The sequence below is a fragment of the Nitrosospira sp. CT genome (assembly GCF_059489795.1).
On sequence record NZ_JCAHZJ010000063.1, the window covers coordinates 51257 to 69933 of the forward strand.

Sequence of the window (18677 nt, forward strand, 5' to 3'; positions counted from 1 at the left end):
ATTGAGAAAAAACAGAAAACAATTCAGAAAACCGGGAAACGCGTCTGCCTGTCTACCTGTGTTGAATCACCTGCTACAGTGGAATGCTTCATTGCTGATGCTCATGCTCACGCCATTTGCGCTTTATTTCCTGGCGCTTTTCCGGCGGTAATTTCTTGATGGTTTTATACTTCTCACGTACCAGCTCCCGCTGTTCCGGAGTCAGCGAATACCAATCCCGCATCTGCAACTGGGTCCTGTGCTGCTCTTCGGGTGTCATATGCGGATAGCGTTTGGCAATGCCCAGCCATTTCTTCTTTTTTACAGGGTCCATCCCGTTCCACTCCTGTGCGAGCGGAGCCAACGCCTCCTTTTGCTGCGGCTTCAATTCTTCCCAGGCAGGTTGACCTGCTTCAACCGGGACCGAAAATAACAGGCACAGCGCCGATGTGACGGCTATGACTGATTTAACCATTCACCCAACTCATCGTCCAGATAGGCATCTATCGGCAGATCATCCACGAGCAGCATTATCTCGATTTCCTCATTCTCATCAATCTGCTGCAAATTCTGCCAATAAATGGCGCCCGCTAAAGCCAGCAACAATGTTATCACCGATAACAACTTGCCAGCCCGTGAATGACCATGATGCCCACCTCGCGATGAAGCGACCTGCCCGCTCTGGCCAAGCCGGACGACTGTTTCCGCCACATGGTAATTTTCTAGAGAAGCCCGACGCGCAGACTGGAGACGATTTAATGTGCCCTGCTTGATGTCATCAAGTCCACGATCCAGCAACCGCGTCACTTCCCTCCCTACATCTGTTTCACTCATAGCCCGATTCCATGTTTTTTCAACATTGCGGCAAGTGCATGGGTTGCACGGGAACAGTGCGTTTTCACACTCCCTTCGGAGCACCCCATGATTTTCGCTGTTTCCATAACATCCATTTCCTCCCAGTAACGCAATAGAAAAGCCTCGCGTTGACGTGCCGGTAGGGTTTCAATAGCTCTCTCGAGCAGATTGATAAGTTGCGACTGCTCGAGCTGTTGGTGGGGATCATTAACCTTAGATGATGACGCATCGGATTGCAAAGTTTCCAGCAGATCGAAATCTTCGCTTTCCTTTTCATGATCGGAAGGAATGAATGCCGAAAACAGTGTCGTCCACAATGAGCGTGTTTTCTGTCGACGATAAAAATCCCGGATAGTATTTTGCAGGATGCGTTGAAACAGGAGAGGTAATTCTTCCAGGGGTTTGGCCGAATACTTCTCGACAAGCTTCATCATCGAATCCTGAACAATATCCAGGGCGAGATGTTCATCCCGTACGGCAAATAAAGCTTGCTTATAGGCGCGCCGTTCGACTTCAGCCAGAAAATTCGAAAATTCCTGTTTTGTAGCCAGGACGATTCGCCTCTTGGAAGACTCTTGGAAGATGAAAGAACAGGAGCAAACTCCTCACCGGCGGCAATGTTAGCAAACTTTTAGCACGCTGCTGTAGCTGTTTTAATAAGGCAGGTAATGTTAGGCGAAGTTTATCTGCATGCCCCTCCGCTTGCCCTTCCGCTGACGGCTCGAGCAAAGTATGAGGAAATACAGTCGTCATGGTCCCATGTCCGATATTGGAGAGGCGCGAAAACCAGGCGGTCGAGTTTAAGTCATAGAGGAGGTTTTTCGGAGGGGCTCTATTCTGCTCCTGCGACAATTTGTCACATTGCGATAATCCTTTTTCCTGCCTATCATGGCGGCGATCGTCGTAGATATTGAAAATTCCTTCTCAAAGTTGCCCAAAAAAATCCGAAACTGCGTTCGAATATTTGTGCAGCCGCCTGTTAGTGGTACAATTCCGCCTTGAATTGCGAGTGATTCTTAATTAGATTTACACTACCAATGTCAGGTATTCTGAAATTCCAACCCGTCCCATCGCCCAACGAGCTGGCCCGTAGCTCTGGTAGCACTATGCTTCGGATGGCGCTCGTACTGATGTTCTTCCTCGGCGCTGTCGGCATTGTCGGCGCGGCGGAAAGTATTCGCCCTTTTACATCGGGAAGCCTCGAGCAAGTGCTTGCATCCCGGCCGAACAAACCTTTCATTCTCGTCCTCTGGTCCCTCGATTGCCAGTATTGCCCCACTGAACTCAAAATGCTGAGCGAGCTTGAAAAGAGTCACCCGGGACTGGATGTGGTACTGATTGCTACCGACACGATCGATGATATACCTCAACTCGCTGATCGGGCGGCAAACTATGGAACTGCCAAGTTCGAACAATGGGTTTTCGCAGAGGATATGCCGGAACGCCTGCGCCAGGAAATCGATGGCCGCTGGTACGGCGAAGTACCGCGGACTTATTTCTATGATCAGAAACACCAGCGCACAGTCAGGATGGGCCTGATCAACAAGTCGCTCGTCGAGGAATGGCTGGCGCGAAATACTGTCGATACCGCGAACGGAAAGCAGGATGGAAAGTATTGAGATGGCAGGACAGGCAATGAACTTGAAGCACAACAGCATATCCTTGTCTGGTTTGATGTTCGTCGTTCTGATCCACGCCGGATTGCTTTATTTCCTGTTCAAACAACAGCTGATTCCCCCACCGGAACAATTAGCGACACTGATAGTAAATTTCATTCCTTCGCCTCAACCAAAGGAAGAGGCCAAGCCTGAAACGCCACCTCCTCCGCCGAAGCCTAAACCTAAACCTGTAAAGAAACCGCAACCTCAGCAACTCGTTGCAAAGGCGCCGCCACTGACCGAAAGCGAGCCGGTCGCGCCCCCTCCTCCACCGGAACCGGAACCCGAAGCCGAACCTGAAGCCGAACCCGAACCAGTAGTGGAAGCAGCCCCTGCGCCGCAAATGCCGGCTGGCCCGGTTTCGCTTTCCTCGGAATTATCGGTCGCGTGCCCTCACTTGAATGCGCCGACTTATCCAGCGCTTTCGAAACGGCTCGGCGAGGAAGGAAAGCTCGTATTAAGAGTGGAACTGGATGAAAAAGGATACGTCAATGTGGCACACGTAGTGAACAGCAGTGGTTTCAAGCGGCTGGACGAAGCTGCCATGACCGCTGTCAAAACCTGGCGCTGCACACCCACCGTACGCAATGGTCAACCGGTGCGGGCTGTTGCCCTGCAACCCTTCAACTTTGTACTCCAAGGAGATTAACCTAATGCAAACAGGTCTCGGATTTTCAAATTTTCTGGCGCAGCTCGACGGCGTCGGTATGACGGTGCTCATACTGCTGCTTGCGCTCTCTGTAGCAAGCTGGTATCTCATACTGACCAAGGGTATCTCCAATATCATGGTAGGAAAGCGGGCTGACGCCTTTCTCAAGCGTTTCTGGAGCGCGGGTTCATTGCAGGAAGTAAATTCGACGCTGAAAGAGGATTCGGATGACAACGCCTTTGCGCAACTTGCCAGGTTGGCAATGAACGCAGCCGCCGATTCGGAGAAACATGGATTGCAAAATCTCGCGGCAGCGGGTGGCGCAAGCGAGTTCATCACCCGCATACTGCGCAATGGCCTCGACCAGGAAGCAGCGCAGGTGGAAAATGGTCTCACCGTGATCGCATCCGCAGGTTCGGCTGCCCCCTATATTGGTTTGTTTGGCACAGTATGGGGCATCTATCACGCCTTGATCCAAATCGGATTATCCGGCCAAGGTACGCTGGACAAGGTAGCAGGTCCCGTGGGAGAAGCGTTGATCATGACAGCGCTCGGGCTGGCGGTGGCAATTCCCGCGGTTTTGGCCTATAACACATTTGTACGGCGCAATCGCATCTGGCTGGCGCGACTGGATGCCTTTGCCCATGATCTTTTCGTCCTGATCACGGTTGGAACAAAAACAGGCGGATCTCCCGGCGATGAGCGTTCCTTGCGGGTGGTTACTCCGTTGGTTTCCCCCGCAGCGGCACCCGGCGAAAGGAGGCTGTAATGGCATTCGGCAGCATGAACAGCAGTAACCGGCAGCTACCGATGGCTGAAATCAACGTCGTACCATTGGTGGACGTGATGCTGGTACTGCTGGTGATTTTTATCATTACGGCACCGCTGCTTACGCATTCCGTTAAAATCGACCTGCCGAAGGCATCGAGCAGCCCAAACATCACTCAACCAGAGCACGTGGAATTCGCACTGCGTGACGACTCCAGTCTTTACTGGAACGGTGAATCGGTTACAATGGATCAACTGGCGCCCCGGTTCACTGAGGCGGTAGGGCAAAATCCAAATATCGAGCTTCATATCCGCGCCGACAAACATGTCCACTACGAGCATGTAGCGCAGGTGATGTCCATTGCAGCAAAGGCGGGGCTGGTGCGAATAGGTTTCGTTACCGACCCTTCAAAAAAATAACAGTTGCCGAAGCACGACTGCAGAAGGAATATCAATCACGGTCAATTCAAGCACTGACAGACACACCGGCAAACGCTTCGTCATTGCGAGGGTATAGTTGCATGCCTGACATAACCCGCGACCGGTGGCTACCGTTCGTGGTGCATGGCTCCATCGTAGCCACCGCCGTAGGGCTCGGCCTGTTATCCTGGTTCATTGCCGCGCCGATAAAGACGCGTCTCCATGAAACCATTCCCGGCCAGCGGCTCACTGTCCTTGCAACGCCCGATATCGCGATCAGCCTCGATGCCGACAGCAGTGTTGCTGTCACCAATACCGAACCCAGCGGGATTGAACTGTTGCGGGGCAACGCCTTTTTTGATGTCAGGGGTAACCAGCCCGGAAAACTGAATCTGAAGGTGGGCACCACTTACATCAGGGACACTGGCACCCGTTTCAGTGTCAGCAAGCGCACCGGTGGCGGTAGTGTCGCTGTGGCGAATGGACAGGTGGAGATCCTGGTTAAGACTGGAACTTACCTCGTAGGTGCACACGAGCGCGCAGATTTTGATGGTATCCAGGTTACCGGCCAGAGGGTGATTGCAGATACCGAGATAGCCCCCTGGCGCCACGCTGACCGGTACTAAACATCTAAATTCCCTTTCCTCCCATTCCTACTCGCCAGCCAGCGGAGTGCAATTGTATCCATGAAGCCGGTCGCAATCTTCAGGCATTTTCCAATCGAAGGGCCAGGCTATTTCGCCACGTTTCTCGATCGCCATGCAATTCCCTGGCAACTCATAAAAATCGATGCCGGTGAAAGTGTACCTGCCGACGCGGGTCAATTCGGCGGTCTGGTATTCATGGGCGGCCCGATGAGCGTAAATGATGATTTGCCCTGGATCAGAAATGAACTCTCATTGATCCGCCAGGCAGTGGCAAACAATATTCCTGTATTGGGGCACTGTCTCGGTGGTCAATTAATGGCGAAGGCGCTGGGAGGAGTGGTTTCCAAAAGCCCAGTCAAGGAAATAGGCTGGGGTGAGGCGAGCACTGCCGATAATCAGCCAGCCCGGGAGTGGTTCGGGAATCTCTCAAAGTGCGAGGTGTTCCACTGGCATGGCGAGATTTTTACTCTCCCGGATAACGCCACACTGCTGCTTTCCAGCCCCTGGTGTAAAAATCAGGCATTCGCACTGGATAAACACCTGGGATTGCAGTGCCATGTAGAAATGACCGAAGGAATGGTGAAAGCCTGGTGCAGCCACGGTACGGAGGAAATTGCTTCGAGCCCAGGCCCTGCGGTGCAGTCCACAGAGGCAATGCAAGTGGATCTGTCCAGCCGGATATGGGCGTTAAACCAGGTAGCCAATCGCTTGTATGCAAAATGGATCAACGGAATCGCTCATTGATCAATCGCGGAAATTCTGAAATTGCAGGGGAAAATCCGTGACCGATTTCTTGACTAGCTGGATGGCCTCTTGCAGGGTATCCCGCTTTGCGCCTGAAATGCGCACGGTATCCCCTTGAATGCTGCCTTGCACCTTGAGTTTGCTGTCCTTGATGAGCCTGATAATTTTTTTAGCCAGCTCGCTTTCCACGCCGGTTTTTACCGTAACGAGCTGCTTCACCTTGTTGCCGCTGATTTTTTCCACCTGACCCTTATCCAGGGAGCGCACATCGACATTTCGCTTGGCCAGTTTGGCGGTCAGGATGTCGAACACCTGGTCCAGCTTGAATTCATCGTCGGCAAAAACAGTAAGCGTGTAATCCGTCTGTTCCACGCGGGCGTCAGAACCCTTGAAGTCGAAACGCGTGCTCACTTCCTTATTCACTTGGTCAACTGCGTTTCTAACTTCCTGCTTGTCGACTTCGGAAACGATATCGAATGATGGCATATCAATCTTTTCAAAAGAATCTCATGCAGTCTTCATAAGGCAGGCTTTCCAGCCCCTTGGCGCTGCTCTGTTCATGATCATCTAAGATATACAGGCTTCGCCTCCGATTGCATGATGCTTGCACAACTTTCAACACCTTTGTTGTTCCTTGCTGCTGGTAATTCCAGCGCTATTATTTGCGATTTCTCAAATTGGCGGCAATCCGCATCCTGAGCGCATTCAACTTGATGAAACCGGCAGCATCCATCTGATTGTACGCACCCTGGTCATCTTCGAAGGTTGCAATATGAGGATCAAACAGCGAATCTGTTTTCGAGTCTCTCCCCACGACAATCACATTACCCTTGTAGAGCTTCACCCGCACCCAGCCGTTCACATGCGCCTGTGACGCATCGATCATCGTCTGCATCATTCTGCGTTCGGGACTCCACCAATAGCCGTTGTAAATCAGTTCGGCATAACGTGGCATAAGCTCGTCTTTCAAATGTGCGACTTCACGGTCCAGTGTAATGGACTCCATGGCCCGATGGGCACGCAGCATGATCGTGCCGCCGGGGGTCTCGTAGCACCCGCGGGATTTCATACCGACATACCGGTTTTCGACCAGATCCAGGCGCCCTATCCCATGCTTGCCTCCCAGTTCATTGAGTCTGGCAAGTAGGGACGCCGGCGAAAGCTCTTCCCCATTCAATGCCACGATATCGCCCTGCCTGAATTCGAGGTCGATATATTCGGGATTGTCCGGTGCTTTTTCCGGTGAAACACTCCAGCGCCACATCGCCTCTTCCGGCTCCTGCGCAGGATTTTCGAGAATACGTCCCTCATAAGAAATATGCAGAAGGTTGGCATCCATACTATAGGGAGAGCCTTCCTTTTTCTTCATTTCCACCGGGATGCCGTGCTGCTCCGCGTATTTCAGAAGCTTTTCCCGGGATGTAAGGTCCCATTCGCGCCACGGTGCAATCACCCTGATATCCGGTTGAAGTGCATAGTAACCGAGTTCAAAGCGCACCTGATCATTGCCTTTCCCAGTCGCACCGTGCGACACGGCGTCCGCACCGGTTTCCCGCGCGATTTCGATCTGGCGCTTGGCAATCAGCGGGCGTGCAATGCTGGTGCCGAGCAGGTACTCTCCTTCATAAATGGTATTGGCGCGACACATGGGAAAGACGAAGTCGCGCACGAATTCTTCGCGCAAGTCGTCGATAAAAATTTCCCTCACGCCAAGTTGCTTCGCCTTTGCCCGGGCAGGTTCCACCTCCTCCCCCTGGCCAATGTCAGCGGTGAAGGTGACAACTTCACACCGATAGGTATCCTGCAGCCACTTCAGGATTACCGATGTATCCAGACCCCCGGAAAATGCCAGGACTACTTTTTTAATCTCAGCGGCATTCGCCTTGTTTTCTTTTCCCATGCTTGTCTCATTGATAAAAAAATGCCGGCTGGACTTCGCCGAATAACTCCTATTGAAAACCCTGCTCTAGCAGACGTTATCCAGTCTTCCCAGCAACAGGTATTCAATCAGTGCCTTTTGCGTATGCAGACGGTTCTCCGCCTCGTCCCATACCACCGATTGCGGTCCGTCTATCACTTCCGCCGCCACCTCCTCGCCGCGATGAGCAGGCAGGCAATGCATAAACAGCGCATCCTTGCGGGTATGCGACATCATTTCCTCATCCACCCGAAAATCCGCAAAGTCCCTTTTTCGCTCCTCGGTTTCGGCCTCGAATCCCATGCTGGTCCAGACGTCCGTAGTAACGAGATCTGCGCCTTTTACTGCCTCATGTGGATCGGCGAACTCCTCATAGTGGCTTGTCCCGTAAAGACCGGCCCGTTCCGGCTCCACTTCGTAGCCTCGCGGAGTGGAGACATGTACGTTGAAATCGAATACTTCCGCTGCCTGAAGCCACGTATTGCAAACGTTGTTGGAGTCCCCTATCCACGCCACTGTCTTGCCGGTAATGCTGCCACGGTGCTCGATGAACGTAAAAATATCCCCAATGATCTGGCAAGGGTGATATTCATCGGTCAGTCCATTAATGATCGGAACACGCGAATGCGCCGCAAACCGCCTGACGATATCATGCTCATGGGTACGGATCATGACGATGTCCACCATCCGCGAAATCACCCGTGCCGCATCTTCGACCGGCTCGCCACGCCCCAACTGGGTATCACGAGTGGAAAGATAGATCGCCGCCCCGCCCAGCTGGTGCATTCCCGCTTCAAACGAAAGCCTGGTGCGGGTTGAATGCTTGTCGAAGATCATGGCCAGAGTACGGTCTTCCAGCGGCCAGTAGCGACGGTACTGTTTGAACTCCTGCTTGATCCAGCGCGTGCGCTCGAACAGATACTCGAATTCCTCCCGGGAAAAATCGTTGAACTGTAAGAAATGCTTGATCTGCATATTTTGGTGTCAGGGGCGAGTCCATTGCGAAGACTCAAGCCCGGATGACTTCAACCGTTCACTTTTCGCGATCGCAAAAAAACTCAAGCTGCCAGAAATTCCTTCACAATGGGAGATAAAGTGTTGACTACCTGCTCAGCCTCGCTTCGTTGGATCACGAGCGGCGGTAGCAGACGTATTACCTTGTCGGAGGTTACATTGATGAGAAGGCCTTTTTTCAAAGCTTCCGTCACCAGTTCACCGCACGATCTCGAAAGCTCGATGCCTATCATCAGACCCTGGCCGCGAATGTCAATCACATCCGGCAAATCCCCCAACTGCGACTTGAACAGGCTGCGCATGAAATCGCCCACTTCCATTGCATTGCGCAGCAGGTCTTCTTCCTCGATTACTTCGAGCGTGGCAAGCGCAGCACTGCAGGCGAGCGGGTTTCCACCGAAAGTGGAGGCATGATTGCCTGGCTTGAAGACATTTGCTGCAATACCTTTCGCCAGGCATGCGCCAATGGGCACGCCCGATCCCAGACCTTTGGCAAGCGTGACGACATCCGGTGTGATGCCGCTGTATTGAAAAGCGAACCAGTTGCCGGTTCGGCCAATTCCACACTGCACTTCATCCAGCATCAGCAGCCAGCCATTCTGGTCACAGAGGTGGCGAAGACCTTGCAGGTAACTTGCCTGCGGCACATTGACCCCCCCCTCCCCCTGGTAAGGTTCAACCAGGATAGCGACGACGTTCTTGTTGTGTTCCGCAACCTGCGCGACTGCCTCGAGGTCATTATAGGGAACCCGTGCAAAACCGGTGAGGAGCGGCTCGAAGCCAGCCTGCACCTTGCGGTTGCCACTTGCAGTCAGGGTGGCCATGGTACGTCCGTGGAAGGATTTTTCCATGACGATAATAGTCGGCAAATCGATATTCTTTCCATGTCCATACAACCTCGCGAGCTTGATCGCTGCCTCATTGGCCTCGGCCCCTGAATTGCAGAAAAATGCATTCTCCATGCCCGAGAGCTCAGTCAATCTCGTTGCCAGCTGTTCCTGCTTCCTGATATGGTAGAGATTGGAAGTATGGATAAGGGTATTTGCCTGTTCGCAAAGTGTCTTTGCCAGCACGGGATGGCAATGCCCCAGCCCGCATACCGCTACTCCGGCAAGCGCGTCGAGATAGCGCTTGCCCTCCTCGTCCCATAACCACACCCCTTCCCCCCTCGCAAATGTAACGGGCAGGCGCAGGTAGGTGTTCATCAAATTCGACATAGGTAAATTTGCCAGATCAGAATGCAACACGGCGGCATGAGCCGCCGTGCGACGTGGTGGAATTTATTGTGGTTTATTCTGTGGAATCCTTTAGTTTTACCTATTTCGCAAGCTTTTTCAAGCTCTTTTCCTCCACCTCGCTCAACAGCCTCAAACACGGCAGATAGCCATCATAAACGATCCCGTGCACTTCCACCCGTTTCTGCGACCGGAGCATGCCGATCAGATATTGCACCACCTCGGAGGTAATGGTCTGGCCTGGCACCAGCACGGGAATACCCGGCGGGTAAGGCGTGATCTGGTCCGCGCAGATCTTCCCTTTCAGGCTATCGTTTACCCGTTCCTGCTCGTCGAGTAGCGGGACGATCTCGCCACCACAGTAAAAAGCATCCCGCGGCAGATACTTCAATTCGGTAAATCCCGGAAGCTCCGGGATCTGGTAGAGTCTGCGAGGCGCCCTGCCTTCGCGTGCAATGCGCATGAGAGCATCATAAAGACGTGACACCTTGCTGCGCGTGGTACCGATGGTCAGCAGCAGAGTGAGCGTATTGAAAGTCGATTTTTCCACCTGAATATTATATCGCTCGAACAGTTCCCGGATCAGATCTTCCACGGTAAAACCGCAACGGGAGATATCAACCGTCACCTTGGTCGAATCGAGCTGGATATTGTCGCTCTTCACCTCGTCAGGCAGCAGATCCGCCAGTTCCAGTACGCGAAACACACCGGTCGAATTGATTTGCTCGCGCACTTCCTTCGCCAGTTCCAGCGTGCGCGACAGCAATTTGTATCCTTCCATCACCACCTGTTTGCGCGCCACGTCGAGGCTTGCAATCATGCTGTACTGCGGGCTGGTGGAAGTATGCATGTTGAAATTTTCCCGAAACAGATGCTCGTTGAATTCGGGATCATTGACATGAATCATGCTGGACTGGGAAAAAGCCGACAGCACCTTATGTGTACTTTGAGTAGCATAATCAGCGCCTGCTTCCAGGGCAGTGGGACGGAAAGCCGGATGAAAGCGGGCGAAGCCGTACCAGGCTTCATCGATGATCACCTTGATGCCTTTGGCATGCGCGGCCTCGATGATCGGAGGCAGGTCATAGCGGAAACCATCGTAGGTGCAACTCGTGAGTATGAGCGCCTGGGCATCGGGATGTTCTTCGATTGCCCTGAACAGTGTCTGTTTGGGCACCGGCCCATAAACCCCGAATTTCTTGTTTACCGAGGAGTTGAGATAGATTGGATGGGCGCCGGATAAGACAACCCCGTGATGAACCGATTTATGACAGTTCCGATCCAGCAGCAGCTTTTCGCCGGGGGCGAGCAACGTCTGGAATATCACCTTGTTGGCGGTAGAGGTGCCGTTTGTGGCAAAAAAAGTGCGGCGGGCGCCAAACGCCTTTGCCGCAATCTTCTGCGCTTCCGCGATGACGCCGGAAGGCTCCATGAGCGAATCGAGCATGGGCACCGATACCGACAGATCTGCCCGAAAAATATGCTCGCCGATAAACTGATAAAAATCGCTGGCCCAGGGACTATCGCGCAACGAATCGCCCGAAGAATGCCCCGGCGTATGCCAGGCATCCTTTGCCATCAATACATAATTTTTGAGTTGATCGTAAAAAGGCGTGCGCGCTTTTTCCTGAAGCTGCGCGTTCAAAATCCGGTACATGCCCCGGTAATCGCGCTCTTCCCGGTAGAAATAACCATCCACGGTTTCAGAAAACAGCGCATCCACCACCTCATCCTCTTTCTCCTGCGCGATCAGGATGTAGATATCCAGCTCGGGGCGGAAACGGGTTATTTCCTGCACCAGTTTCAGCGCGGTCATCTGCAGGATGCGGGAACCCTTCTCGCCATTTTTCAGGGTGTAGAGCGTGTCGTCCACCAGCACGGACTGAATGTCGCCATCTTCCTGAATGGCCTGAAGCGCCTCGCGCGCAGTAGTGACTCCTGAAAACATGAGGCCGAGAGGGTTTTCAAGGGATTTGGCCGCGGCGTTCAATCCCTTTATCAGCTCCTTGAGTATCAGTTTTTCATCATTGATAACGAGAATTCTGCTTACCGGTCTCTTCATGAAATAAATGCTTTTGATATGGAAGTCGCTTTATGCGCCAAAATAAAGGGCATTGCAAGCATCTGCCAAGCTTTTTTGGCGAATTTGTAACGGATGAAACGGTCTATTGAACAAATGAAACTGCTCATTCGAACTCTTTCTGCCAGTATCCTGACGATACTGCTTCTGTTGCCGTCAATTGTTCGGGCCTCCCCCGTCGTGGTGTTGAAAGTCGATGGTCCCATTGCTCCTGTCAGCGCCGATTTCATCCAGCGAGGGCTGGAACGCGCAGCGAACGAGAGCGCGCTGCTCGTGGTGCTACAACTGGACACGCCGGGAGGGCTCGACACTTCCATGCGGCAGATCATACGCGGCATCCTGGCTTCACCCGTGCCCGTGGCAACTTTTGTGGCGCCGAGTGGGGCTCGGGCAGCCAGTGCCGGCACTTATATCCTTTATGCAAGCCATATCGCCGCGATGGCGCCGGGCACCAACCTGGGTGCCGCAACGCCAATAGAAATTGGCGGCTTGCCAGGATCAGAGCCTGAACCCGGGGCCAAACCGAAATCTGGCGAGAACCGCGAGCAAAATCCGGAGAAAGAGGACAAGCTTCCCATAAAGGATGAAATGTCCCGCAAAATGGTTCATGACGCTGCGGCATACATACGCGGCTTGGCACAGATGCGCGGACGTAATGTGGAATGGGCGGAAAGAGCCGTCCGCGAAGCAGTCAGCCTGTCGGCCTCCGAAGCGCTAAACCTCAAAGTCATCGATTATGTCGCTGCCGACATTGCGGATCTGTTAAAGCAGATTAATGGCAGGCAAGTGAACGTACTCGGCCAGGACCGTACACTCGATACCACCTCCACCACTGTGGAAGTCGTAGAACCCGACTGGCGCACGCAGCTGCTCGCCATCATCACCAATCCAAGCGTCGCCTATGTCCTGATGCTTATCGGCATCTACGGACTGTTCTTCGAGTTTGCCAACCCCGGTTTTGTGCTGCCCGGTGTGGCAGGCGCCATCTGTCTGCTTATCGCCATGTATGCCTTCCAGTTACTGCCGGTGAGTTATGCCGGACTTGCCTTGATCCTGCTCGGTATCGGATTCATGGTGGCCGAAGTGTTCTTGCCCAGCTTCGGCGCTCTCGGTATCGGCGGAATTATCGCTTTCGTCGTGGGCTCCCTGATGCTGATTGACAGCGATGTGCCCGGTTTCGGTATCCCCTGGCCGATCATCGGTGGAGTAGCCTTCGCCAGCGCCCTCTTCCTGGTTTCCGTAATCGGCATGGCGCTCAAGAGCCGCCAGAAACCGTTGGTGAGTGGTCAGGAGCATATGGTCGGCGCAGTGGGAGAAATGCTGGAAGACACTTCCGGCGAGGGCATGGCGCGTATTCGCGGCGAGTTGTGGAGTGTGCATTCCGCCCAACCACTGGTCCGGGGCCAGAAGGTGCGCGTGACAGGAATCGACGGCCTCGTCCTGCACGTAATCGCAACTGAAAAATAACCAGGAGACACTTATGCTCGCCAATTCGGTATTCGGCACGCTCGCCCTCATTCTTATCCTCGCCCTATTCTCGATATTCCGGATTCTGCGAGAATATGAACGCGGTGTCGTGTTCCTGCTGGGGCGCTTCTACAAGGTGAAAGGCCCCGGCCTCATCATCATCATTCCCGGTATCCAGAAAATGGTGAAAGTTGATCTGCGTACCATAGTGATGGACGTACCGAGCCAGGATGTCATTTCACGCGACAACGTCTCTGTAAAAGTCAGTGCGGTGGTGTATTTTCGCGTGGTGGATCCGCAAAAATCCATCATCCAGGTGGAAAACTTTCTTGCCGCCACCGGTCAGTTCGCACAAACCACGTTGCGATCGGTATTAGGCAAGCACGAACTCGATGAAATGCTGGCTGAACGCGAGAAGCTCAACATGGATATCCAGAAGGTGCTGGACATTCAAACCGATGCCTGGGGTATCAAGGTCTCGAATGTCGAGATCAAGCATGTGGACATCGATGAATCCATGATACGGGCTATTGCCCGGCAGGCGGAGGCGGAACGCGAGCGCCGTGCCAAGGTGATTCACGCAGAGGGTGAATTACAGGCATCCGAGCAACTCATGCAGGCGGCAGAAACGCTGTCGCGGCAAGCCGGCGCCATGCAACTGCGCTATCTCCAGACGCTCACGACAATTGCGGGCGATAAATCCAATACCGTTATTTTTCCAGTGCCGATGGATCTGGTATCGACGCTGACAGAGGCGGCCGGAAACCGGAAGGCGAAAGCTTATGATACAGAAGGACCAGAAGATCCCGATGCATGATCCCGCTAAATCTATGTAAACGCCGCTAATGCCGATGCCAATGCGGACTCCACCCAGCCGAAACCGATCCTTTCCTGCTCAAGCCGGAAACTTTTGCGTACCCATGTCATGATCGGGTTTGTGCTAACCATTGACAAAAGGAGCGCCAACAAAAAAGCCCGAGTGATTCCCGGGCTCTTTTGTTGGGATTTGAACGATCAGGCCATCGCCTTGATGGCTGCCGAGAGACGGCTTTTATGACGGGCTGCTTTGTTCTTGTGAATGATTCCCTTGTCCGCAATCGAATCTATGGTACCGACAGACGCCTGATATGCAGCCTGGGCAGTATTTTTGTCAGCCGATCCGATCGCCTTCCTCACATGCTTGATTGCTGTGCGCAACTCCGAGCGCAAACTCATGTTGCAGTTACGATGACTGATATTCTGTCTAGCACGTTTTCTTGCTTGTGCGCTGTTGGCCATGAAAATTCCTCGGATTACCCTTTACGGAAAATTTCTGAATGATACGGATGTTTACGCCTGATTGCAAGAAAACTGACAACTCTATCTGTTGTTGCTAACCATTGCAGCACTTGTACTGATTTGATCCCACCTGCCGGAGAACGACAATGAAGAATGGCTCATGGTGAAGCAACCCTAAACTTCAGGTATTCAGTTAACATACGCATCCATGAATCTGCTCAAAGCCCTTGCCACCATCAGCGGGATGACATTCATATCCCGCATTCTGGGATTTGTGCGGGATGTCATCATTGCCCGCATTTTTGGCGCAGGCGTCGAAACCGACGCTTTCTTTGTGGCATTCCGTATCCCCAACCTGTTGCGCCGTCTGTTCGCCGAAGGGGCGTTTTCGCAGGCCTTCGTACCCATACTTGCCGAATACAAGAATCGCCGCACAGCCGAAGATACGCGCGAACTGGTAAGTCATGTCGCAACACTGCTGTTCATTGCGCTATTTGCGGTCACGCTGGCAGGCGTTATTGCGGCGCCGCTGGTCATCTATGTGAGTGCGCCAGGATTCACGGCAAACCCCGAGAAATTCGAGCTCACGGTGGAACTGCTGCGGATCACGTTTCCCTACATCCTGTTCATCTCGCTCGTGTCGCTGGCTGGCGGCATACTCAACACCTGGAGCAGATTTTCGGTGCCTGCGCTGACTCCGGCCCTGCTCAACCTGTCGTTTATCGGCTGTTCGCTATGGCTGGCACCACTCATGGATCCGCCAGTGCTGGCGCTCGCGTGGGCAGTATTCATCGGGGGCGTGTTCCAGCTTGCCTTCCAGGTACCGTTCCTCATACGCCTCAAATTGATGCCGCGCCCACGCCTGAAATCCCGAGACAATGGCGCGTGGCGCGTTCTCAAGCAAATGGCGCCGGCGGTTTTCGGCATGTCCATCGGCCAGATCAGTCTGCTGATCAACACGATATTTGCTTCCTTTCTTGTCACGGGCAGCGTTTCCTGGCTTTATTATGCGGATCGGTTAATGGAGTTTCCCGCCGGTCTGCTGGGTGTTGCACTCGGAACGGTCCTGCTGCCATCCTTGTCGCGGCACTATGCCGACAACAGCACGGATGAATATTCCCGGCTGCTTGACTGGGGTTTGCGCCTGACCATGCTGCTGACGCTGCCCGCAGCGCTGGCACTGGCACTGCTTGCCACGCCGCTTATCACGACACTGTTTCATCACGGCGAGTTCTCGACCAACGATGTCTGGATGACACGCAATGCTCTCGTAGCGTACAGCGTGGGTCTGCTGGGACTGATTCTGGTGAAAGTGCTGGCGCCTGGTTTCTACGCAAGGCAAAACATCAAGACACCGGTAAAAATAGCCCTTATCACGCTTGTCGCGACCCAGTTGATGAATCTCGCCTTCATCATACCGCTGCAACACGCCGGGCTGGCGCTTGCTATTGGATTAGGCGCCTGTATCAACGCGGGCATGCTCTATTACAAATTACGGCGCCACCAGATTTACCAGCCTCAACCAGGATGGGGCATTTTTATGGCGAAAATATCGGGAGCCCTGGCGATGATGGGAACCATATTATGGTTTGCTTCAGGCAGCGATATTTCCTGGCTGACGGATACGGCGGCAGTGCGAGGGATACGCCTGGCAGGAGTCGTGACAATCGGTGCGGCAAGTTACTTTATCACCTTATGGCTACTCGGTTTTCGCCTCAAGGATTTCTCCCGGCGCGCTGCATAGTTTGCAGGAAGCGCTACATTACTCTTCATTTCCATTTCTGCTCGCAAAAGACTGCTGGATAGACAGCAAAAGATTGGATTATCGGACCTCTCTCTCATTGTGGGAGAGAGGATAGGGGAGAGGGCATCAAGATCGTGAGAATTGCGTCGTAAAGCAGATGAACAGGAACAAACCTACCAGAAAAAACTGCAGGAATTGGGCGAGAAAAAAAGTGTTTTCTTCCTTGAAATTAGGCATATAATGACGAAAAATATTCCCTGTCAACTTCAGGATTTTACCTTGACTATGGCACGCTCCGTCAAACCTTCTCCTCTATTATTGCCGTTACTTCTTGGATTTCTCCTTAACGGTGGGGCCATGGCTAAGGACACTGCGGCTGATGGAAGCGTCTCTGCAGAGAACAACGCTTCGGCCGCCAAAACCGCTTCTGTTGATGACAGCAGGCAAACAGAAGCGATTGAGGGACCCGTATTCAAAAATGCAGCCCCGCCTGCCACTTACCCGACCTACAGTAAAAAAGACCCGTGGGAATCCGTCAACCGCAAGATATTTTCATTCAATGAATCGGTTGATGACTATCTAATGAGACCGATCGCAAAGGGTTATAGATGGATAATGCCGGACCCCCTCGAAACAGCGGTGGGAAATGTGTTCTCCAACCTCGGTGACATACCGATCACCTTGAATAACCTTCTGCAGCTCAAATTCGGTAATGCACTCACCAGCAGCACCCGGTTCGTAGTGAATAGCACTTTGGGCCTCGCCGGGATTGTGGATCTGGCGAGCGGTATCGGGTTTGAAAAGCACGATGAAGATTTTGGGCAAACCTTGGGCTATTATGGAGTCGCAAGCGGGCCTTATGTCGTATTACCCTTCCTCGGACCCAGTTCCACCCGGGACGCAGGCGGCCGCGTCATCGACACCGTGACTGACCCTGTTTTTGTGGGCAGCTTTTTCGTGGCACCCTTTATAGGTCCGATAGTGGGCTCCACCAAGGTTACAGACACCCGCGCCGGATTGCTCAAATCCGAGAAAACTCTCGAAGAAGCTTCGCTCGATAAATACGAGTTTATCCGCGATGCCTACCTCCAGAGACGGCAGAATCTGGTGCACGACGGGAATCCGCCGAAGAATATGGAGGATGAAGAAGAAATTTGAACTGCGCAAGGAACAAGGAAGTAAAAGCTTGTCAAACCTGACGCGTCAATTCTGACAGGGCGCAAAAAAGGGCGCGAGCATGTTTATGCTCCCGCCCTTTTTAATTTATGGCTGATCAGGTCATTGCGCGAAGCGCTGCAATACGCACTTCAAGTGGCGGATGAGACATGAACAGGGTTTTGAGACCCCCTTCGCCTCCAGAAATACCGAATGCTTCCAACCGCTCCGGCAACTGGGAGGGTTCGTGCCGGCGTTGCAGGCGTTCAAGCGCTGCGATCATTTTGTTGCGTCCGGCCAGCTGCGCACCACCCGCGTCCGCGCGAAATTCGCGCTGCCGGCTGAACCACATCACGATGATGCTTGCCAATATTCCCAGCACCATTTGAGCAATCAGCGTGGTAATCATGAAGGCAGGCCCATGCTCTCGCTCTGTTTTGAATACAACCCTATCCACAAAATGCCCGATGACTCTTGATAAAAAGATTACGAAGGTGTTAACGACACCCTGAATCAGCGCAAGTGTCACCATATCGCCGTTGGCAACATGGCTTATTTCATGTGCCAGCACTCCTTCGATTTCATCTTTAGTCATGCTGTGGAGCAAGCCGGTACTTACCGCCACTAATGCCTCGTTGCGGTTCATGCCGGTAGCAAAGGCATTCATGTCAGGCGCATCGTAAATCGCCACTTCCGGCATACCAATGCCAACGCGTTCAGCCTGGCGGCGAACAGTTTCCACCAGCCAGCGCTCGGTCGGATCGGAAGGTTGCTCGATCACGACTGCTCCCGTCATGCGTTTCGCAGTCCACTTGGACATGGCAAGCGAAATCAGCGAACCGCCAAAACCGATTACTGCCGCCATGACAAGCAGTGAGTTGTAATCAATGCCCACACCCTGCTCGTCAAGCATGCGGTCAACGCCCAACAAGCGTAGCGTGATGCTCAGCACCAGCAAGATGGCCAGGTTGGTAACTACAAATAGAAAAATTCGCTTCATGGGCAGTTCCGTTTCCTTGTATCAAAGATGGATCATACAATCATATATAGGGATGGGAGTTCAATT

The 18677-nt window shown here is 53.1% G+C and carries 20 protein-coding genes; 10 read left to right on the plus strand and 10 right to left on the minus strand.

The features are described from left to right. Window positions 1-88 precede the first annotated feature (88 nt). From AC52W5_RS10295 to AC52W5_RS10305, 3 genes are read right to left on the minus strand one after another with little or no spacing between them, the layout of a single operon-like run. Window positions 89-454, minus strand: coding sequence for a DUF3106 domain-containing protein (locus AC52W5_RS10295; RefSeq protein ID WP_112892720.1), 366 nt, complete (start codon window positions 452-454; stop codon window positions 89-91). Next, entirely contained in the window at window positions 436-813 is a 378-nt protein-coding gene (locus AC52W5_RS10300; RefSeq protein WP_495670935.1) for a DUF3619 family protein, read from the minus strand. Before AC52W5_RS10300 ends, AC52W5_RS10295 begins: the two co-directional genes overlap by 19 nt. After that, window positions 810-1385, minus strand: a complete 576-nt coding sequence (locus AC52W5_RS10305) for an RNA polymerase sigma factor (protein WP_074973328.1) — start codon at window positions 1383-1385, stop codon at window positions 810-812. Before AC52W5_RS10305 ends, AC52W5_RS10300 begins: the two co-directional genes overlap by 4 nt. Before the next feature lie 564 nt (window positions 1386-1949). Between AC52W5_RS10305 and AC52W5_RS10310 the strand changes: the two genes are divergently transcribed. The 6 genes from AC52W5_RS10310 (at window position 1950) to AC52W5_RS10335 (ending at window position 5720) form a co-directional block, all read left to right on the plus strand. Next, complete coding sequence (locus tag AC52W5_RS10310; protein ID WP_495670936.1) at window positions 1950-2453, plus strand: thioredoxin domain-containing protein; 504 nt, start codon at window positions 1950-1952, stop codon at window positions 2451-2453. Window positions 2454-2469: 16 nt separating this feature from the next. Next, window positions 2470-3141 carry an energy transducer TonB gene (locus AC52W5_RS10315; RefSeq protein WP_074973671.1) on the plus strand — a complete coding sequence of 224 codons (672 nt, stop codon included), beginning with the start codon at window positions 2470-2472 and terminating at the stop codon, window positions 3139-3141. A gap of 4 nt (window positions 3142-3145) precedes the next feature. After that, entirely contained in the window at window positions 3146-3910 is a 765-nt protein-coding gene (locus AC52W5_RS10320; RefSeq protein ID WP_074973332.1) for a MotA/TolQ/ExbB proton channel family protein, read from the plus strand. Then, window positions 3910-4329 (plus strand): ExbD/TolR family protein, encoded by a 420-nt coding sequence (locus tag AC52W5_RS10325; protein WP_074973334.1) that lies wholly within the window; start codon window positions 3910-3912, stop codon window positions 4327-4329. Before AC52W5_RS10320 ends, AC52W5_RS10325 begins: the two co-directional genes overlap by 1 nt. 101 nt (window positions 4330-4430) lie before the next feature. Then, window positions 4431-4955 carry a FecR family protein gene (locus AC52W5_RS10330; RefSeq protein ID WP_074973336.1) on the plus strand — a complete coding sequence of 175 codons (525 nt, stop codon included), beginning with the start codon at window positions 4431-4433 and terminating at the stop codon, window positions 4953-4955. 60 nt (window positions 4956-5015) lie between these two features. Then, window positions 5016-5720, plus strand: coding sequence for a type 1 glutamine amidotransferase (locus AC52W5_RS10335; protein ID WP_074973338.1), 705 nt, complete (start codon window positions 5016-5018; stop codon window positions 5718-5720). Here AC52W5_RS10335 and AC52W5_RS10340 read toward each other — a convergent pair whose 3' ends face one another. From AC52W5_RS10340 to AC52W5_RS10360, 5 genes are all read right to left on the minus strand, one after another. Further along, entirely contained in the window at window positions 5721-6206 is a 486-nt protein-coding gene (locus AC52W5_RS10340) for a YajQ family cyclic di-GMP-binding protein (protein ID WP_074973340.1), read from the minus strand. A 172-nt stretch (window positions 6207-6378) separates the two neighbouring features. Next, window positions 6379-7620: an argininosuccinate synthase gene (locus AC52W5_RS10345; protein ID WP_495670937.1), complete on the minus strand. Its 1242-nt coding sequence runs from the start codon at window positions 7618-7620 to the stop codon at window positions 6379-6381. Window positions 7621-7686: 66 nt separating this feature from the next. Next, on the minus strand, window positions 7687-8613 hold the full coding sequence (argF, locus tag AC52W5_RS10350) for an ornithine carbamoyltransferase (RefSeq protein WP_495670938.1): 927 nt from the start codon (window positions 8611-8613) through the stop codon (window positions 7687-7689). A gap of 83 nt (window positions 8614-8696) precedes the next feature. After that, window positions 8697-9869, minus strand: coding sequence for an aspartate aminotransferase family protein (locus AC52W5_RS10355; protein ID WP_495670939.1), 1173 nt, complete (start codon window positions 9867-9869; stop codon window positions 8697-8699). A gap of 100 nt (window positions 9870-9969) precedes the next feature. Further along, window positions 9970-11949: an aminotransferase class I/II-fold pyridoxal phosphate-dependent enzyme gene (locus tag AC52W5_RS10360; RefSeq protein WP_495670940.1), complete on the minus strand. Its 1980-nt coding sequence runs from the start codon at window positions 11947-11949 to the stop codon at window positions 9970-9972. A gap of 114 nt (window positions 11950-12063) precedes the next feature. Between AC52W5_RS10360 and AC52W5_RS10365 the strand changes: the two genes are divergently transcribed. After that, on the plus strand, window positions 12064-13434 hold the full coding sequence (locus AC52W5_RS10365) for an NfeD family protein (protein ID WP_074973349.1): 1371 nt from the start codon (window positions 12064-12066) through the stop codon (window positions 13432-13434). A gap of 13 nt (window positions 13435-13447) precedes the next feature. After that, window positions 13448-14251 carry a slipin family protein gene (locus AC52W5_RS10370; protein WP_074973350.1) on the plus strand — a complete coding sequence of 268 codons (804 nt, stop codon included), beginning with the start codon at window positions 13448-13450 and terminating at the stop codon, window positions 14249-14251. Window positions 14252-14448: 197 nt separating this feature from the next. Here the strand turns inward: AC52W5_RS10370 and rpsT are convergent, their stop codons facing one another. Beyond that, window positions 14449-14712 (minus strand): 30S ribosomal protein S20, encoded by a 264-nt coding sequence (gene rpsT, locus AC52W5_RS10375; protein ID WP_074973352.1) that lies wholly within the window; start codon window positions 14710-14712, stop codon window positions 14449-14451. A 208-nt stretch (window positions 14713-14920) separates the two neighbouring features. On the opposite strand from rpsT, the gene murJ reads away from it, so the two are divergent. Together murJ and AC52W5_RS10385 are read left to right on the plus strand one after the other, a co-directional pair. Continuing rightward, window positions 14921-16456, plus strand: a complete 1536-nt coding sequence (murJ, locus tag AC52W5_RS10380) for a murein biosynthesis integral membrane protein MurJ (RefSeq protein WP_495670941.1) — start codon at window positions 14921-14923, stop codon at window positions 16454-16456. A gap of 357 nt (window positions 16457-16813) precedes the next feature. Next, window positions 16814-17614 carry an MlaA family lipoprotein gene (locus AC52W5_RS10385; RefSeq protein ID WP_495670942.1) on the plus strand — a complete coding sequence of 267 codons (801 nt, stop codon included), beginning with the start codon at window positions 16814-16816 and terminating at the stop codon, window positions 17612-17614. A gap of 115 nt (window positions 17615-17729) precedes the next feature. On the opposite strand, the gene htpX is transcribed toward AC52W5_RS10385, so the two are convergent. After that, window positions 17730-18611 carry a protease HtpX gene (htpX, locus tag AC52W5_RS10390; protein WP_074973356.1) on the minus strand — a complete coding sequence of 294 codons (882 nt, stop codon included), beginning with the start codon at window positions 18609-18611 and terminating at the stop codon, window positions 17730-17732. Between the last annotated feature and the right edge of the window lie 66 nt (window positions 18612-18677).

Excerpts from the sequence above, each read along its gene's own strand:
- AC52W5_RS10345 (WP_495670937.1), bottom strand. The coding sequence starts at position 7,620 with ATGGGAAAAGAAAACAAGGCGAATGCCGCTGAGATTAAAAAAGTAGTC.
- AC52W5_RS10340 (WP_074973340.1), bottom strand. The coding sequence starts at position 6,206 with ATGCCATCATTCGATATCGTTTCCGAAGTCGACAAGCAGGAAGTTAGA.
- murJ (WP_495670941.1), top strand. The coding sequence starts at position 14,921 with ATGAATCTGCTCAAAGCCCTTGCCACCATCAGCGGGATGACATTCATA.
- AC52W5_RS10300 (WP_495670935.1), bottom strand. The coding sequence starts at position 813 with ATGAGTGAAACAGATGTAGGGAGGGAAGTGACGCGGTTGCTGGATCGT.
- AC52W5_RS10360 (WP_495670940.1), bottom strand. The coding sequence starts at position 11,949 with ATGAAGAGACCGGTAAGCAGAATTCTCGTTATCAATGATGAAAAACTG.
- AC52W5_RS10355 (WP_495670939.1), bottom strand. The coding sequence starts at position 9,869 with ATGTCGAATTTGATGAACACCTACCTGCGCCTGCCCGTTACATTTGCG.
- AC52W5_RS10320 (WP_074973332.1), top strand. The coding sequence starts at position 3,146 with ATGCAAACAGGTCTCGGATTTTCAAATTTTCTGGCGCAGCTCGACGGC.
- argF (WP_495670938.1), bottom strand. The coding sequence starts at position 8,613 with ATGCAGATCAAGCATTTCTTACAGTTCAACGATTTTTCCCGGGAGGAA.
- AC52W5_RS10310 (WP_495670936.1), top strand. The coding sequence starts at position 1,950 with ATGGCGCTCGTACTGATGTTCTTCCTCGGCGCTGTCGGCATTGTCGGC.
- htpX (WP_074973356.1), bottom strand. The coding sequence starts at position 18,611 with ATGAAGCGAATTTTTCTATTTGTAGTTACCAACCTGGCCATCTTGCTG.
- AC52W5_RS10385 (WP_495670942.1), top strand. The coding sequence starts at position 16,814 with ATGGCTAAGGACACTGCGGCTGATGGAAGCGTCTCTGCAGAGAACAAC.
- AC52W5_RS10330 (WP_074973336.1), top strand. The coding sequence starts at position 4,431 with ATGCCTGACATAACCCGCGACCGGTGGCTACCGTTCGTGGTGCATGGC.
- AC52W5_RS10325 (WP_074973334.1), top strand. The coding sequence starts at position 3,910 with ATGGCATTCGGCAGCATGAACAGCAGTAACCGGCAGCTACCGATGGCT.
- AC52W5_RS10335 (WP_074973338.1), top strand. The coding sequence starts at position 5,016 with ATGAAGCCGGTCGCAATCTTCAGGCATTTTCCAATCGAAGGGCCAGGC.
- rpsT (WP_074973352.1), bottom strand. The coding sequence starts at position 14,712 with ATGGCCAACAGCGCACAAGCAAGAAAACGTGCTAGACAGAATATCAGT.
- AC52W5_RS10370 (WP_074973350.1), top strand. The coding sequence starts at position 13,448 with ATGCTCGCCAATTCGGTATTCGGCACGCTCGCCCTCATTCTTATCCTC.
- AC52W5_RS10315 (WP_074973671.1), top strand. The coding sequence starts at position 2,470 with ATGAACTTGAAGCACAACAGCATATCCTTGTCTGGTTTGATGTTCGTC.
- AC52W5_RS10295 (WP_112892720.1), bottom strand. The coding sequence starts at position 454 with ATGGTTAAATCAGTCATAGCCGTCACATCGGCGCTGTGCCTGTTATTT.
- AC52W5_RS10365 (WP_074973349.1), top strand. The coding sequence starts at position 12,064 with ATGAAACTGCTCATTCGAACTCTTTCTGCCAGTATCCTGACGATACTG.